Source organism: Enterobacter bugandensis (assembly GCF_900324475.1).
Classification (GTDB): domain Bacteria; phylum Pseudomonadota; class Gammaproteobacteria; order Enterobacterales; family Enterobacteriaceae; genus Enterobacter; species Enterobacter bugandensis.
Window position 1 is genome coordinate 140,665 of the sequence record NZ_LT992502.1, and the last position, 16,318, is coordinate 156,982.

12 protein-coding genes and 1 pseudogene are annotated in these 16,318 nt (G+C 56.7%); 7 read left to right on the plus strand and 6 right to left on the minus strand.

Annotated features, from left to right (window positions below; translation table 11 throughout):
* Position 1: 1 nt before the first annotated feature.
* The 3 genes from mtlR to DG357_RS00720 form a co-directional block, all read right to left on the minus strand.
* Entirely contained in the window at positions 2-592 is a 591-nt protein-coding gene (gene mtlR / locus DG357_RS00710) for a mannitol operon repressor MtlR (protein WP_028015045.1), read from the minus strand.
* Positions 589-1,737 carry a mannitol-1-phosphate 5-dehydrogenase gene (gene mtlD, locus DG357_RS00715; protein WP_032644949.1) on the minus strand — a complete coding sequence of 383 codons (1,149 nt, stop codon included), beginning with the start codon at positions 1,735-1,737 and terminating at the stop codon, positions 589-591. Before mtlD ends, mtlR begins: the two co-directional genes overlap by 4 nt.
* 102 nt (positions 1,738-1,839) lie before the next feature.
* Positions 1,840-3,747, minus strand: a complete 1,908-nt coding sequence (locus tag DG357_RS00720; protein WP_028015047.1) for a PTS mannitol transporter subunit IICBA — start codon at positions 3,745-3,747, stop codon at positions 1,840-1,842.
* A gap of 634 nt (positions 3,748-4,381) precedes the next feature.
* On the opposite strand from DG357_RS00720, the gene DG357_RS00725 reads away from it, so the two are divergent.
* The 5 genes from DG357_RS00725 to selB all read left to right on the plus strand — a co-directional run bounded on the left by DG357_RS00725 (position 4,382) and on the right by selB (position 9,900).
* Positions 4,382-4,738 carry a DUF3302 domain-containing protein gene (locus DG357_RS00725; RefSeq protein ID WP_028015048.1) on the plus strand — a complete coding sequence of 119 codons (357 nt, stop codon included), beginning with the start codon at positions 4,382-4,384 and terminating at the stop codon, positions 4,736-4,738.
* Positions 4,739-4,740: 2 nt separating this feature from the next.
* A complete protein-coding gene (locus DG357_RS00730) occupies positions 4,741-5,877 on the plus strand; it encodes an HlyD family secretion protein (protein ID WP_028015049.1) in 1,137 nt (378 codons plus the stop codon).
* 90 nt (positions 5,878-5,967) lie between these two features.
* Complete coding sequence (locus tag DG357_RS00735; protein ID WP_045630259.1) at positions 5,968-6,576, plus strand: glutathione S-transferase; 609 nt, start codon at positions 5,968-5,970, stop codon at positions 6,574-6,576.
* A gap of 103 nt (positions 6,577-6,679) precedes the next feature.
* Positions 6,680-8,065: an L-seryl-tRNA(Sec) selenium transferase gene (gene selA, locus DG357_RS00740; protein ID WP_063155192.1), complete on the plus strand. Its 1,386-nt coding sequence runs from the start codon at positions 6,680-6,682 to the stop codon at positions 8,063-8,065.
* Complete coding sequence (gene selB, locus DG357_RS00745; RefSeq protein ID WP_088204480.1) at positions 8,062-9,900, plus strand: selenocysteine-specific translation elongation factor; 1,839 nt, start codon at positions 8,062-8,064, stop codon at positions 9,898-9,900. Before selA ends, selB begins: the two co-directional genes overlap by 4 nt.
* 3 nt (positions 9,901-9,903) lie before the next feature.
* Here the strand turns inward: selB and DG357_RS00750 are convergent.
* Positions 9,904-10,786 (minus strand): annotated as a pseudogene (locus DG357_RS00750) (ROK family protein).
* Between the two features lie 165 nt (positions 10,787-10,951).
* Between DG357_RS00750 and aldB the strand changes: the two are divergent.
* Positions 10,952-12,490 (plus strand): aldehyde dehydrogenase AldB, encoded by a 1,539-nt coding sequence (gene aldB / locus DG357_RS00755; RefSeq protein ID WP_041911639.1) that lies wholly within the window; start codon positions 10,952-10,954, stop codon positions 12,488-12,490.
* Here the strand turns inward: aldB and DG357_RS00760 are convergent.
* The gene (locus DG357_RS00760; protein ID WP_063943256.1) at positions 12,487-13,452 is read right to left on the minus strand and encodes a LysR family transcriptional regulator; all 966 of its coding nucleotides are present in this window, start codon (positions 13,450-13,452) and stop codon (positions 12,487-12,489) included. The genes aldB and DG357_RS00760 overlap by 4 nt on opposite strands.
* 117 nt (positions 13,453-13,569) lie before the next feature.
* On the opposite strand from DG357_RS00760, the gene DG357_RS00765 reads away from it, so the two are divergent.
* Entirely contained in the window at positions 13,570-14,310 is a 741-nt protein-coding gene (locus DG357_RS00765; RefSeq protein WP_088204481.1) for a MipA/OmpV family protein, read from the plus strand.
* Between the two features lie 52 nt (positions 14,311-14,362).
* Here the strand turns inward: DG357_RS00765 and DG357_RS00770 are convergent, their stop codons facing one another.
* Complete coding sequence (locus DG357_RS00770; RefSeq protein ID WP_088204482.1) at positions 14,363-16,312, minus strand: glycoside hydrolase family 127 protein; 1,950 nt, start codon at positions 16,310-16,312, stop codon at positions 14,363-14,365.
* Positions 16,313-16,318 lie beyond the last annotated feature (6 nt).

Sequence of the window (16,318 nt, forward strand, 5' to 3'; positions counted from 1 at the left end):
CTTACTTCTGAAACGCTTTTTTTAAGCTGATTTTAGAAATCAGCTCAGTCAGGGAGAGGACCATAGTGGAACGGACAACCTGTTGATAGCGCAGCTTTTGCATCGCGTACAGTTCAGGGTCGCTGTTATCAAAATGGGGAGCAGGAGGCAGGGCGGTGACGCAGTGCAGCTCGCCGAACGGCCCCAGGATTTCATCATCGGTAAAAGTGTACTCATTACCGTCATGATTGAGTTCTTCGCGCAGCGCCATTAACAGTTCAGCGTCTTCATACTCCTGGCGGTTGAGCACGCCAAGACCATAAATCAGCTTCAGACGCACCGACAGATCGCCCAGCGGTCCGTCTCCGTCCAGTAACGGCTCTACAGCGTACTTTACCGCGTAGTCGTCTTTGCGAAACACCTGAAGCACCAGAATGTTCACCGCCTCGGTTAACAGCTCGACGGCGGCAATCAGGAAACTTCGTACGGTTTTGCCAGCATTCAGACGCTCAAGCACACGATTTTCAAAGGCCTGGGTTTGTTCCATTATTGCCTGCATATCTGACAATCTGTTATTCGGGCGCAGGCTTACCTGCGCCGGATTCTGCATCATTTGGTTGCGTTGTATGCGTTAACCGCCTCCGCAACCACGTCGCTGCTGGCGTCCAGACCGGAAATCTGCGCCAGCGCAGCCTGCGCCCCTTTGTCATCAATCAGCTGAGCCAGCTCAATCGCCTGCGGGTCCTGCTCACTGCGGTAGTGCATCGCGGCAGCAATTCCTTTCACCAGGTTGGCGTGCGGCAGACCGTATTCCAGCGTGCCCAGCAGCGGCTTAATCAGGCGGTCGCCTGCGCTCAGCTTACGCAGCGGCTGACGGCCCACGCGCTCAACGTCATCTTTCAGATACGGGTTTTCAAAACGACCGAGGATTTTCTGGATGTATGCTGCGTGTTTATCAGCATCAAAACCGTAGCGTTTGATCAGCACCGCGCCGCTCTCTTCCATTGCCCCTTTTACCACCGCGCGGATCTGCTCATCGAGGATCGCGTCGCGAATGGTCTGATGACCGGCCAACTTTCCGAGGTACGCGGTTATAGCATGCCCGGTGTTCAGCGTGAAGAGTTTGCGTTCGACAAATGCCATCAGGTTATCAGTGAGTTCCATTCCCGGAATGGTCGGCAGCGCGCCCTTGAACTGAGTTTTATCGACGATCCACTCGCTGAAGGTTTCAACAGTGACTTCCAGCGGATCGTTGGTGGCGGATTCGGACGGCGGAACGATGCGGTCTACAGCGGAATCCACAAACCCGACGTGCGCTTCAACCCAGGCTTTATCTTCCTCAGCCACGGCCGCCATAACGTGGCCTTTCAGCTGCGTGGTGCCGCGCACCATGTTTTCACAGGCGATGATGTTCAGCGGTGTTTCAATGCCCTGTGCTTTACGCTTCGTCAGGCCTTTCGCGACCGCAGGAGCAATACGTTCAAGCACCACCGGACCCACGGCGGTGGTCACCAGATCAACGCTGGCGATCAGGTCAATCACGTCGTCGCCGATGCTGCTGACCGCGTTGACGCCAGAGACGGTTTCAACCTGTTCGTTTTCACCCACCACATGAACCTGATAGCTATGACGGGCATTCAGGGCATCCAGAACCACCTGATTCACATCGGCGAATGTCAGGGTAATGCCCGCGTCTGCCAGCAGTTTACCGATAAAGCCACGACCGATATTACCTGCGCCAAAATGTAATGCTTTCATAGTGTTAACCTTCATCAATGTTTTTACCCGAGAGGGCTGGGGTGAGGAACGTTTCCCCCTCACCCTAGCCCTCTCCCCGAAGGGGAGAGGGAAGAGGCGCTGCTATTTGTTGAGCAGGGCCAGAACTTCTTCAACGCTTTCAGTTTGTGCCAGGCGCTCGATGACGGACTCATCATCCAGCGCGTTGGTCAGGCTGGTAATCACCTGAATATGCTCGTTGTTGCGAGCGGCGATACCAATCACCAGACGGGCGATGTCGTCCTCTTCTTCACCGAAGCGCACGCCGTCAGGATACTGACAGAACACCACGCCGGTTTTCAGCACGCGGTCTTTCGCTTCAACCGTACCGTGCGGAACCGCGATGGATTCACCCAGGTAGGTTGGCGTCAGTTTTTCACGTTCCAGCATCGCGTCAACGTATTCTGGCTGAACGTAGCCGCCCTTCACCAGCTGTTCACCGGCAAAGCGAATCGCCTCTTCTTTGGTGCTCGCGGTACGGCCGAGGAAGATGTTCTCCGCGCCCAGCTTAAACAGGTGAGCATTGCTCTCGTCAAAGCTGTCCTGCAGGCTGGTGCGCACTTTCACTTCGTTGTCTTCGTGGCGCTGCGCGGCAACCAGACGTTCGGTCAGGCTGGTGTACAGGCCGCTGTCCAGGAAGTTGGTCAGCGAGATGTGCTGTGCCTGCGGTACCTGACGCATAGCGCGCTCGGTCAGATCGCGGTGCGTGATGACCAGGTCAACGTCCGGCGGCAGGTTGTTAATCGCGCTGTTGGTCACAGAGATATTGGTCAAACCCGCATCCTGCACTTTCTTACGCAGCACGCCGGCACCCATTGCGCTGGAACCCATACCGGCGTCGCAGGCAACGATGATTTTACGCACGTGGCTCAGGTCGTTAGAAACATCGCCAGCCGCCAGTGGGGTCGCACCTTTGGATTCGGCTTTCATGTCGTGCATACGACGGGTTGCCGCTTCGATATCGTCGTCTTCTTTCACCTTGCTGGTTTTCAGCAGGATAGAAGAGACCACGAAGGAGACCGCCATCGCCGCACAGATCGCCGCGATGTTCGCGAAGTACGCGCCTTTCGGCGTCATCGCCAGCACCGCCAGGATAGAGCCTGGAGAAGCAGGGGAGACCAGACCGCCGCCCAGCACGCTCAGGGTGAACACACCAGTCATACCGCCGAGGATAACGGCCAGGATCAGACGTGGGTTCATCAGCACGTACGGGAAGTAAATTTCGTGGATACCGCCCAGGAAGTGGATGATAGCCGCGCCGCCAGCAGACTGCTTCGCGCTGCCGCGACCAAAGAACATGTACGCCAGCAGAACGCCCATACCCGGACCCGGGTTCGCTTCAATCAGGAAGAAGATGGACTTGCCGAGATCGTGAGACTGCTGAATACCCAGCGGCGAGAAGATACCGTGGTTAATGGCGTTGTTCAGGAACAGGATTTTCGCCGGTTCAACGAAGATAGACGCCAGCGGCAGCATGTCGTGCGCCACCATGAAGTTAACGCCCGCCGCCAGCAGTTTGGACAGCACTTCAACAGCCGGACCAATGCCGAGGAACGCCAGAATCGCGAGGATCATCCCGATGATGCCCGCAGAGAAGTTGTTCACCAGCATTTCGAAGCCGGACTTGATCTTGCCATCAACCCAGACGTCGAATTTCTTAATCGCCCAGCCGCCCAGAGGACCGGCAATCATCGCACCGAGGAACATCGGCATATCCGCACCGACGATCACGCCCATGGTTGTGATGGCACCCACGACGCCACCACGGTCACCGCCCACCAGACGACCACCGGTATAACCGATGAGCAGCGGCAGGAGATAGGTAATCATTGGGCCAACAAGTTTCGCCAGCGTTTCGTTAGGCAACCACCCTGTCGGAATGAACAATGCGGTGATAATACCCCACGCGATAAACGCGCCGATATTTGGCATCACCATGTTGCTGAGGAAACGACCAAAGCTTTGAACTTTGATCTTGAAATCGGATGACATAAAACACCCCTTCTTCTGTTTACGCTTAGGCTTGCGGCCCGAGGTTTATTGTTAATGAGGCGGCAGAGGTAGCCGGACCCTGTTCTGATGCTGTGAAATCTGGCACTGAATCGTTCAACTGTCCAGACAGTGGAATTTTGTGTGATGCATGTCACGTAAATGTAGGGGGTGTGGCGTTGAATGAAGTGACCTGAGTCACAAAATAGGCGAGTAAAAAAAATACGATGGCGAAAAATAGAGCAAAAACCACCTCTTTATGTGATTGATATCACGTTTTGTTTTTGCGTGTTTGTTTCCGGATTGTGACTGGTTTCACAAAATATTTTTATGCGGATTTCTCCGACTGCGATCGGTGTCAGGACGGCCTCGAGTAACACGGAAAGCTAATAAAACAGTTTACATATGTAGTATGGCGGAAAGTTGAAACCTGAATTACGCTCATAATGTAAGGTTCAGTATATTATTATTCAGGATATATTTTGACACGCTTATAAACTTGCGTGGAGATATTATAAAAACCGATACTCCCCGGCTCTGAAATAATCAGTGTGCCTTTTAAATTTAAAAATAAATTAATTAGGCTGCGTGCTGTTTTATTAATGTAATGAGTTGACGTTGTTTAAGTGAGGAGACTATGTTTCTCAACTATTTCGCGCTGGGTGTGTTGATTTTTGTATTTCTGGTTCTTTTTTACGGAATCATCGCCATTCATGACATCCCCTATAATATGGCTAAAAAGCGTAATCATCCCCATGCCGATGCTATTCATACGGCAGGTTGGATAAGCCTGTTTACGCTTCATGCCATCTGGCCGTTCCTGTGGATTTGGGCCACGCTGTACCGCGAAGATCGCGGCTGGGGCATGCAGAACCACATTACTAAGCCTGATGAGGTTCCGGGGATGGATGCGCTGGCCAAACGCGTGGCCGAGTTAGAACACAAGCTGGCAGCGGTTCAGCCTTCTGATGATAAAAACACGCTGGAGCGCTAATCATGGATCTGTTGATTATTCTGACCTATGTGGCATTTGCCTGGGCAATCTTTAAAATATTCCGTATTCCGGTAAATCAGTGGACGCTTGCTACCGCGACGTTAGGCGGGGTGTTTATTGTTGCCGGACTCATTCTTCTAATGAACTATAACCATCCGTATACCTTTACGGCGCAAAAAGCGGTAATTTCCATTCCGATTACGCCGCAGGTCACGGGGGTGGTTACTGAAGTGACCGATAAAAATAACCAGCTCATTAAAAAAGGCGAAGTGTTATTTAAACTGGATCCGGGCCGTTATCAGGCGCGCGTCGACAGACTGAAGGCGGACCTGGTGACCGCGACGCACAATATCGACACTCTGAAAGCGCAGCTTTCGGAAGCGGTTGCCAATACGACACGCGTCTCCGCTGAGCGCGATCGACTCTATAAAGATTATCAGCGCTACCTCAAAGGCAGCCAGGCGAAGGTGAATCCGTTCTCTGAAAGCGATATTGATAACGCGCGGCAGAACTATCTGGCGCAGGATGCCATGGTGAAAGGCTCCGTTGCTGAACAGACGCAGATTCAAAGCCAGCTGGACAGCATGGTGAACGGCGAGCAGTCGCAGATTGCCTCGTTACGCGCCCAGCTTGCTGAAGCAAAATACAACCTCGATCAGACCGTGGTGCGCGCGCCGAGCAATGGCTATATCACCCAGGTGCTGATTCGTCCGGGAACCTATGCCGCCGCGCTGCCGCTGCGCCCGGTGATGGTCTTCATTCCTGAACAGAAGCGCCAGATTGTGGCCCAGTTCCGTCAGAACTCGCTGCTGCGTCTGAAGCCGGGCGATGAAGCGGAAGTGGTATTTAACGCGCTGCCGGGCCAGGTGTTCACCGGTAAGCTCACCAGCGTTCTGCCGGTAGTGCCAGGCGGGTCGTATCAGGCGCAGGGTGCCTTGCAGGCACTGACCGTTGCGCCGGGTACGGATGGGGTACAGGCGCTGATTGAACTGGAGCCTAACGCCGACGTCGATGCTTTGCCGGACGGTATTTATGCCCAGGTGGCGGTCTATTCGGATCATTTCGCCCACGTCTCAGTGATGCGTAAAGTGCTGCTGCGTATGACCAGCTGGATGCACTACCTCTATCTCGATCACTAATCCTTCCGGGGCGGGAATGCGACACGCATATCTGCCCTTTTTTCATCGCTTGATCCATACTGACTTTTTCCCGGCATCAAGGATCAGGCAATGAAACTCATCGGTAGCTACACCAGTCCCTTCGTGCGAAAAATCTCGATTCTCCTGCTGGAGAAAGGGATTGAATTTGAATTCGTTAATGAACAGCCCTACAACGCCGAAAACGGCGTCGCGCAGTATAACCCGCTGGGGAAAGTTCCGGCGCTGGTGACGGACGAGGGCGAATACTGGTTCGATTCCCCCATTATTGCGGAGTATATCGAGCTGCTGGGCATTGCCCCGGCAATGCTGCCGTCTGACCCTAAAGCGGCGCTGGCGGTGAAGCAAATTGAAGCCCTGGCCGACGGCATTATGGATGCAGCACTCACCTCCGTTCGCGAGCAGGCAAGGCCCGCCGCCCAGCAGTCAGAAAGCGAGCTGCTGCGCCAGCGGGAAAAAATCAGCCGCAGTCTGGATATGTGTGAAAAGCTTATCCGGGAGGGCAAGATCCACACCGACAGCCTGGACCTGGCAACCATCGCCATCGCCTGCGCCATCGGCTATCTCAACTTCCGCCGGGTGTCCCCTGGCTGGTGCGTCGACCGTCCGCTGCTGGTGAAACTCGCAGAAACGCTCTTTAGCCGCGAGAGCTTTGCCCGAACCGAACCGCCAAAGGCTTGACGCGGGTTATAACACTTCGGCGTCGGAGGCGGTACAATCCCTCCATATGTTAACTCCCTCTCCCGTCGGGAGGGGGGAAGATATTTACTCGCCAGGCGCTTTCATGACTACTCATCATTCGCTGTACAGCCAGATCCCCGCGACCGACCGACTTCTTCGCGAGCCCCGCATTCACGCTGCCGTTGAGCGCTTCGGCCATACCGCGACGGTGGAGATGTTACGTCTGCTTCAGGATGAAGCCCGAGGCCATATCCAGGCCGAAAACGCCTTGCCCGACTGGTGTGCAGCGTGGGAGCAGGAAGTTGAGCATCGGCTGGGTGAGAAGGCGCAAAGCGCGTTACTCCCGGTGGTCAACCTGACGGGGACCGTGCTGCACACCAACCTGGGACGCGCCCAGCAGGCGGAAGAGGCGGTGGATGCGGTCGTGCAGGCCATGCGCTCGCCGGTGACGCTGGAGTACGATCTGGACGGCGCCGGGCGCGGGCATCGCGATCGCGCGCTGGCGGATCTGCTCTGCCAGCTAACCGGCGCGGAAGATGCCTGCATTGTTAATAACAACGCGGCGGCGGTGCTGCTGATGCTGGCGGCGACCGCGAGCGGCAGAGAGGTGGTGGTGTCCCGCGGCGAGCTGGTGGAGATTGGCGGGGCGTTTCGCATCCCGGACGTGATGCGCCAGGCGGGCTGCACGCTGCATGAAGTGGGTACGACTAACCGTACCCATGCGAAAGATTATCGCGCGGCGGTGAATGAAAACACCGCCCTGCTGATGAAGGTCCACACCAGCAATTATCATATTGAAGGCTTCACCAAAACGGTTGAAGAGGCCGAGCTGGCGGCGATTGGGCGTGAGCTGAATATTCCGGTGATTGCCGATCTCGGCAGCGGTTCGCTGGTGGATCTCAGCCAGTACGGGCTGCCTAAAGAGCCGATGCCGCAAGAGATGATTGCGGCGGGCGTGAGCCTGGTCAGCTTTTCCGGCGACAAACTGCTGGGCGGGCCGCAGGCCGGAATCATCGTCGGCAAGCGCGAGCTGATTGCGCAGCTGCAGCAGCACCCGCTCAAGCGCGCCCTGCGCGCCGATAAAATGACGCTTGCCGCGCTGGAGGCGACGCTGCGGCTCTATCTCCACCCGGAGAAACTGGCCGACCGCCTGCCCACGCTGCGCCTGTTAAGCCGGGATGCCGCCTCGATTCGCGCCCAGGCCGAACGGCTGCTGCCGCGCGTTGCCCCGCACTACCCCGATTTTGACGTTCGCATTGAGCCCTGCCAGTCGCAAATTGGCAGCGGTTCGCTGCCGGTGGACAGGCTGCCGAGTCAAGCACTCACCTTCACCCCGCGTGACGGGCGCGGTAGCCGCCTGGAGGCCCTGTCGTTGCGCTGGCGCGGCCTGCCGACGCCGGTTATCGGACGGATTTACGATGGCCGCATGTGGCTGGATCTGCGCTGCCTTGAAGATGAAGAGCGATTTCTGGAGATGTTGTTGAAATGATTATTGCCACCGCCGGTCACGTCGACCACGGAAAAACCACGTTACTGCAGGCAATTACCGGCATAAACGCCGATCGCCTGCCGGAAGAGAAAAAGCGCGGCATGACCATCGATCTGGGCTATGCCTACTGGCCCCAGCCCGATGGCCGCGTGCTGGGCTTTATTGATGTTCCGGGGCATGAAAAATTTCTTTCCAACATGCTGGCGGGCGTGGGGGGCATCGATCATGCCCTGCTTGTGGTGGCCTGCGATGACGGCGTGATGGCGCAAACCCGTGAGCATCTGGCGATCCTCCAGCTGACAGGCAACCCGCAGCTGACCGTGGCGCTGACGAAAGCCGATCGCGTTGACGACGCGCGCGTCAGCGAGGTGCGCGAAGCGGTGCAGGCGACCTTACGGGAATATGGTTTTGCCGATGCACCGCTTTTTGTCACTGTAGCGACAGAAGGGCGCGGTATCGGCGAACTTCGCCACCATTTGCAGCATCTTTCGTCGCGAGGCCACGCCAGCCATCACCGCTTCCGTCTGGCGATTGACCGGGCGTTTACCGTCAAAGGCGCGGGGCTGGTGGTCACCGGTACGGCGTTAAGCGGTGAAGTGAAGGTGGGCGATAGCCTCTGGCTGACGGGCGTTAATAAACCGATGCGCGTGCGCGGCTTACATGCGCAAAATCAGCCTGCGGAGCACGCCCAAGCCGGGCAGCGGATCGCGCTCAACATTGCCGGGGATGCGGAAAAAGAGCAGCTTAACCGCGGCGACTGGCTGCTGGCCGACGCCCCGCCGGAGCCGTCTGAACGCGTCATCGTCTCCCTGCAGACAAACGTCCCGCTGACCCAATGGCAGCCGCTGCATATTCACCACGCGGCCAGCCATATCACCGGGCGCGTGTCCCTGCTGGAAAACGATCTTGCCGAACTGGTTTTTGATTCGCCGCTCTGGCTGGCGGATAACGACCGTCTGGTACTGCGGGACATTTCCGCACGGGAAACGCTGGCCGGGGCGCGGGTAGTGACGCTGAACCCGCCGCGACGCGGCAAGCGTAAGCCTGAATACCTGCAATGGCTGGCTGCGCTTGCACAGGCTCAGGATGATAACGCCGCGCTGCGGGTGCATCTTGAGCGCGGGGCCGTGAGCCTGAGTGATTTTACATGGGCACGCCAGCTGAGCGGCGAAGGGTTGCATCAGCTGACCCAGCAGCCGGGCTTTATTCAGGCCGGCAACAGCCTGCTCGATGCGCCGGTTGCGGCAAACTGGCAGCGTAAGATCCTGAACACGCTCGCCACTTACCATGAACAGCATCAGGATGAACCCGGTCCAGGTCGTGAGCGCCTGCGACGCATGGCGTTGCCGATGGAAGACGATGCGCTGGTGCTGCTGCTGATTGAAAACATGCGCGAAAACGGGGTGATTAAAAGCCATCACGGCTGGCTGCATCTGCCGGATCACAAAGCCGGGTTCACCGCAGAGCAGGAGGCTATCTGGCAAAAAGTGGCCTCGCTGTTTGGCGATGAACCCTGGTGGGTTCGCGATCTGGCGCGTGAAACGAATACTGACGAGCAGATGATGCGCCAGGTATTGCGCCATGCGGCGCAGCAGGGGCTGATAGTCGCGATCGTGAAAGATCGTTATTACCGTAACGATCGCATTGTGGCGTTTGCTAACCTGATCCGCGAACTGGATCAGGCGCGCGGCTCCACCTGCGCAGCCGATTTCCGCGACCGACTGAACGTTGGCCGCAAGCTGGCGATCCAGATCCTGGAATATTTCAACCGCATCGGTTTTACGCGTCGCCGGGGTAATGACCATCTGCTTCGCGACGCGCAGTTGTTCCCCTGAGCGCTACGTGCGGCGGGAGAGTTTTTGTTTTGCCAGCCATACCGCGCCCAGCCTTCCCGCCTGGTTACCCAGCTCGCAGCAGAATGGGCACCTTGAGCGCCTCCCACTCCTCGAATCGCTGCAGGTACTTATCGAGCAGGAGATAGATTTTCTCCTGCTCGCTTACCCCGCCGCCAATCAGCACTGCCTGTGGATCGAACATCGAGATTACGCTGTAAACGCCGCGCGAGAGGCAATGGGCCCACTCCTCAATGGCCTCACGCAGATGCACGTCGCTCTCCATGCGTTTAAACAGCTCCTCGCCGTCAGGCATCTCTTCTTCTGATACGGCCAGCGCGCGGCGGCAGGCTTTCATCAGGCCGCTGGCCGACGCCACGTCATGCATGGGTTCGCCGTTATTACCCACGGGCAGCACGCCAAATTCGCCGGCGCGGTAATGCGACCCGCGATAAAGATCGCCTTCCATCACAATCCCGCCACCGATGCCCGTGCCGATGGTGATGCAGACGAAATGCTCGTAGTCCTTACCCGCGCCCTGCCAGCGCTCGCCCAGCGCCGCACAGTTGGCGTCGTTTTCCACGGTGACGGGAAGATCGGTCAGACCGGCGAAGAGTTCGCACAGGTTTTCGCCGTCGAGATAGTCGAGCGCGCCCGCTTTTGCCGCTTCGCCGCTGTGGTGGTTAATATGGCCGGGAAAGCTCACGCCGATGCCGACGATGTCGTGTTCGTCCTGATACGCTTCAACTACCGCTTTCCACTTCTTTTTGAAGGTGTTTTTATCCTCAGGAGTATCGTACTCGTCCGTCGTCAGCTCCTTGCCATTTTCATCAATCACGCCGTGTTTGATGTGGGTTCCGCCTACGTCAAAACCGATAAACAGCTGCATCGCATCGTTCCTCATGAGCCCTTGAGCTGTTAAGTATGGCTCAGTGGCAGAAACGAAACGTAAAGTACGGTAATCCGTGATACGGCTCGTAAACCCGTCACCCACTGGCGAGAAAACCGCCGGCCGGGACTACCCTTGTTGTACACCAACAGCAAGGAGACGGTCATGACAAACAATCCTCCCTCTTCGCGTATCCAGCCCGGCGAGTATGGTTTTCCCCTCAAGCTGAAGCCCCGTTATGACAATTTTATCGGCGGCGACTGGGTGGCCCCCGTCGACGGCGAATACTATTCCAACCTGACGCCCGTTACCGGCCAGCCGCTGTGCGAGATTGCCAGCTCCGGCAAGCGGGATATCGATCTGGCGCTGGATGCGGCGCACAAAGCGAAAGATAAATGGGGCCATACCTCCGTTCAGGAGCGCGCGGCCATTTTGTTCAAAATCGCCGACCGGATGGAGCAGAACCTGGAGCTGCTGGCGACGGCGGAAACCTGGGATAACGGCAAGCCGATCCGGGAAACGATGGCGGCAGACGTGCCGCTGGCTATCGACCACTTCCGCTATTTTGCCTCCTGTATTCGCGCGCAGGAGGGCGGAATAAGCGAGGTAGATAGCGACACCGTGGCGTACCACTTCCACGAGCCGCTGGGGGTCGTCGGGCAAATTATTCCGTGGAACTTCCCGCTGCTGATGGCGAGCTGGAAAATGGCACCCGCGCTGGCCGCCGGGAACTGCATTGTGCTTAAACCGGCGCGTTTAACCCCGCTCTCTGTCCTGCTGCTGATGGAAATTGTTGCCGATCTTCTGCCGCCGGGGGTGATTAACGTGGTGAACGGCGCGGGCGGTGAGATAGGGGAATATCTGGCCACCTCAAAACGGATCGCTAAAGTGGCGTTTACCGGGTCGACGGAAGTGGGCCAGCAGATTATGCAGTACGCCACGCAAAACATCATTCCCGTGACCCTGGAGCTGGGCGGGAAGTCCCCGAACATCTTCTTCGCGGACGTAATGGAGGAAGAGGACGCTTTCTTCGACAAGGCGCTGGAAGGGTTTGCGCTGTTTGCCTTTAACCAGGGCGAAGTCTGCACCTGCCCAAGCCGCGCGCTGGTGCAGGAGTCCATCTACGAGCGCTTTATGGAGCGGGCCATTCGCCGCGTCGAGTCTATCCGCAGCGGTAACCCGCTCGATAACGTTACGCAGATGGGGGCACAGGTCTCGCATGGCCAGCTGGAGACTATCCTCAACTACATCGATATCGGCAAGAAGGAAGGGGCGGATATCCTGACCGGCGGTCGCCGTAAGGTGCTCGGCGGGGATCTGCAGGAAGGGTATTACCTTGAGCCGACGATCCTGTTCGGGCAGAACAACATGCGCGTCTTCCAGGAGGAGATTTTCGGACCGGTGCTGGCGGTGACTACCTTCAAAACGATGGAGGAGGCGCTGGAGATTGCCAACGACACGCCGTATGGCCTGGGGGCGGGAGTCTGGAGCCGTAACGGTAATCTGGCCTATAAAATGGGCAGGGGTATACAGGCCGGGCGCGTATGGACCAACTGCTACCACGCCTATCCGGCTCACGCGGCATTTGGCGGGTATAAGCAGTCGGGCATCGGGCGTGAAACGCACAAGATGATGCTGGAGCATTACCAGCAGACGAAATGTCTGCTTGTCAGCTACTCCGATAAACCGCTGGGGCTGTTCTAATCGCCCAGCTCAGGCCGTCCATGGACGGCCTGAGCAATTTGCTGGCGCAGGCAGTTGAGGACACCATCCAGAACATATTGTACGCGCCAGGGCTGATATTCGCGCTTGCGGAAGATGGCGGTCAGATCGAGCCACCACTCTTCCTGATGCGGGAAACAGGGGACCAGCGTGCCTTGCGTTAATTCTTTCTTCAGGCTTTCTTTCGGCGCGAACACAATGCCAAGATTATTTCTTGCCAGCTCCAGTGCCGTCTGGGTATTGTCGCAAATATAGTTTCCGGTTACCCGATAATCATGCACATCATCACTGCCATGCATGCGAAAACGCCAGATGTTGGCATCATCGACCAGCATGGAGTCGATCAGAATACAGGAGTGATTACTTAAATCTTCAGGTCCGGTTAAAGGATGTTTATTTAAATATTCCTGGGTTGCGAATGCAGTGACGGAATATTTTGCTAACACGCTGGCGACCAGACTTTCATCTTTTGGCTGAGCATAGGTAATTAAAATATCACAGTCATCCGGGAAGGACACACCTTCTGAATATTCGTTGCGGTCCAGGTTGTAGGTTTTCAGGGAAATACGAATGTCCCCGATGTCCTTTATCTGGTGGATCACGTGGCGCGCGAGATAGGTCACAATGCCCGTTGGGGCGTAAATCGTGACTTTTCCACGCTTTTCATGCTTATAATCGGCAATGAAATTAATAAGTTGCGTGTTTTTGTCCAGCGTGGCGTCGACATAGGGAAGCAACGCCTCACCGAACTGCGTCAGAGCGAGCTGGCGGGTCGTGCGCTCAAAAACCTTAAGCCCAACCCGCGTTTCAAAATCCGAGAGATATTTACTGACGTTGGCCTGCGCCATGCCCAGCAGGGCGGCGGCATCACCAATGCTGTGGGTGGCTGCGATGACGGAGATTATTTTTAACTCGCGTGGCTTTAGCTGTAATTTATTCATCATGCGCACCCATCTATATGGTTTTATATATAATATTATATAAACTGCAGCGTTGCACCGGCAAATTTGTAACCATTATTATTCGCCCCGCTTATTTGGCGTATAAATGGATTACTTCACATGACTATTAAATACAATTTACTGATTGCTGCCACGTTATTTGCAACCTCTTCTGCAATGGCCGGTGATTTTTCACTTGGCGCGGGGGCCGTATTTAATGAGTCTCCTTATAAAGGCTATAACGAAAATACCACCGCGGTGCCGTTAATTAGCTATGAGGGCGATCGCTTCTATGTTCGCCAGACCACGGGCGGATGGATCCTGTGGAAAGACGCAAAAAATGAACTCAGCCTGACCGCATCCTGGATGCCGCTGCATTTTGATCCGGATGATAACGACGACCACCAGATGAAGCAGCTTGATGAGCGTAAAGCCTCTGCGTTCCTCGGCGGTGCGTACTACCGCCACGAAAGCTGGGGTTCTCTGAAAGTGGCGGTCTCAGGCGATGCCACGGATGAAAGCGGCGGCGTGGTGGGCGAGGTATCCTACTTCCGTCCAATCAGGATGGAGCGTTTGACCCTGACGCCTTCTGTCGGTGTTTTTTACAGCGACGAGAGCTATAACGACTACTACTACGGCGTATCCGGCAGCGAGTCACGCCGCTCAGGGCTGGATCAATACACCGTCGGCGACAGCTGGACGCCCTACGTTGGTCTGGTAGCTAAATATCAGTTAACCCAGAAGCTGTACCTCAACGCCAGAGCGGTCTACATCGTGTTGCCTGATGACGTGAAGAACAGCCCGATGATCGACCGCGATGATAGCTTCGCGCTAATGACCGGCCTGACCTGGCGCTTCTGATGCGGTAAAGCCGGTTTACTCCCTCTCCCGTGGGAGAGGGCTGGGTGACTATTCAGCCTTCATCCACCCATATCCGCATTTCCCCTTCTCCCCGGTTAGCCCAGCTAAACCAGGGAATAAAGGTCAACGTACGGGGCTGACGCTGTACCGGCGAGCGGTCGTACTGCCACAGCGCATCCGTTTCCTTCATGTGACACCCAATCCCTTCTGTCTGTATCAGCATCTTATGCGCGAAAATGCCTTTGCCTTCATACACCCGGAACTCGCTATCTCGGGGCAAGGAGAGGTTATGCAGATTGGCGCCGTTATCAGCTTCTTCCAGGCAGTAAACCAGCGGCCCGCGCTGAAGCGCGACTTTACCCGCCTGCTGGCGCACCTGAGGGTTACCGTACACGCGGCGGACCGGCATCGGTAGCGTCAGGGTCAGGGTGTCGCCTTCCTGCCAGCGGCGGTTGAGGTAGAGGTATCCGCGTGACGCTTCACCGGTAATGGCTTCGCCATTCAGCGAAACGGCAGGCTCCGCGCACCAGTCCGGCAGCCTGAGTGCCAGCGTGTGGGTGACCGGAACCGGCGAAGTGATTTCGATCTTCACCTGCTCCTGCCACGGATAGTTACCGCTAATGCGCAGCTGTAGGGCGTTATCGCCCACCGGAATGGCGACGTCGTTCCCCACGTACAGGTTTATCAGCAGCGCATCCGGACGAACGGTATAAATGTAGTGCCCCAGCGAGGTCAGCACGCGGGCGATATTCGGCGGGCAGCAGGCGCAGCCGAACCAGCGCTGACGCACCGGCTTCACGTGGTCATAGATATGGTTATAGGCCAGCGTTTTCGGATGCACTTCCAGTGGATTGACATAAAAGAAATGCTTACCGTCCAGCGCCATCCCACCCAGCACCGTGTTGTACAGCGCGCGCTCCATCACGTCGGCATAGTGGCCGTCTGCCTCCATCTCCAGCATCCGGCGGGCGAACATCATCAGGCCGATTGAGGCGCAGCTTTCGGCGTATACCGTATCGTTGGGCAGATCGTAATCGCTGCTGAACGCCTCCCCGCTGCTCTGCGAGCCAATCCCGCCGGTAATGTACAGCTGGCGCTGCGCCATGTTGCTCCACAGACGCAGACAGTCCTGACGTTTCCCCTCGTCGTTGCTCAGGCGCGCCAGATGCGCCATGCCCGCCATCAGATAGACGAAACGCACGGCATGGCCGATGGCCGTTTGTTGTTCCGCAAGGGGCAGATGCGCCTGGCTGTAGGCTTTGTCCTTGACCATCCACGCCGGACCATAGGTGTTCCAGTAAGATGTTTTGCCGCGCTTCTCGTATTCGCTATCGTAGAAGTGAGTCTGCGCGCCGCGTTCTTCAATAAAGTATTTCACCAGATTGAGATAACGCGGCTCCTGCGTGACGTCGTACAGCCGCATCAGCGCCAGCTCGATTTCCGGGTGACCAGGGTAACCGTGTAGCTGTGTTTCTCCCGGGCCAAACACGCTGTCGATATGGTCCGCCAGCCTGCACACCACGTCCAGCAGGCGACGTTTTCCGGTTCCCTGGAAATACGCCACGCCAGCTTCAATCATATGCCCGGCGCAGTACAGCTCGTGGCATTCGGCCAGATTCGTCCAGCGTTCCTCGGGGGCTTTTACCGTAAAGTAGGTGTTGAGGTAACCATCTTCACACTGCGCTGCCGCGACCAGCTCAATCACCTCGTCGGCGGTTTTTTCCAGTGCTGCATCCGGTTTCTGGCACAGCGACCACGCCACGGCTTCGAGCCATTTCGCCACGTCGCTGTCCTGAAATACCATCCCGTAAAACTCCCCCTGTTCCAGCCCGGCCGCGATGCGGAAGTTGGCGATGGCATGGCTGGGTTCGGCCTCCGCCACGCGGTCGTTTAGCGCATCCCACTGGTAAGGGATCACCACGTCACGGACCAGCCGTTGATATTGCCCGAGAAACGGATCGTTGATTTTCAGCTGGTGCAGGTCGGGTTCCATTATGGACATAGCGTT

Coding starts and splice junctions, on each gene's coding strand:
- DG357_RS00720 (WP_028015047.1), bottom strand. CDS start 3,747: ATGTCATCCGATTTCAAGATCAAAGTTCAAAGCTTTGGTCGTTTCCTC.
- selA (WP_063155192.1), top strand. CDS start 6,680: ATGACTACTCATCATTCGCTGTACAGCCAGATCCCCGCGACCGACCGA.
- DG357_RS00770 (WP_088204482.1), bottom strand. CDS start 16,312: ATGTCCATAATGGAACCCGACCTGCACCAGCTGAAAATCAACGATCCG.
- DG357_RS00735 (WP_045630259.1), top strand. CDS start 5,968: ATGAAACTCATCGGTAGCTACACCAGTCCCTTCGTGCGAAAAATCTCG.
- mtlD (WP_032644949.1), bottom strand. CDS start 1,737: ATGAAAGCATTACATTTTGGCGCAGGTAATATCGGTCGTGGCTTTATC.
- DG357_RS00725 (WP_028015048.1), top strand. CDS start 4,382: ATGTTTCTCAACTATTTCGCGCTGGGTGTGTTGATTTTTGTATTTCTG.
- DG357_RS00760 (WP_063943256.1), bottom strand. CDS start 13,452: ATGATGAATAAATTACAGCTAAAGCCACGCGAGTTAAAAATAATCTCC.
- DG357_RS00730 (WP_028015049.1), top strand. CDS start 4,741: ATGGATCTGTTGATTATTCTGACCTATGTGGCATTTGCCTGGGCAATC.
- mtlR (WP_028015045.1), bottom strand. CDS start 592: ATGATGCAGAATCCGGCGCAGGTAAGCCTGCGCCCGAATAACAGATTG.
- aldB (WP_041911639.1), top strand. CDS start 10,952: ATGACAAACAATCCTCCCTCTTCGCGTATCCAGCCCGGCGAGTATGGT.
- DG357_RS00765 (WP_088204481.1), top strand. CDS start 13,570: ATGACTATTAAATACAATTTACTGATTGCTGCCACGTTATTTGCAACC.
- selB (WP_088204480.1), top strand. CDS start 8,062: ATGATTATTGCCACCGCCGGTCACGTCGACCACGGAAAAACCACGTTA.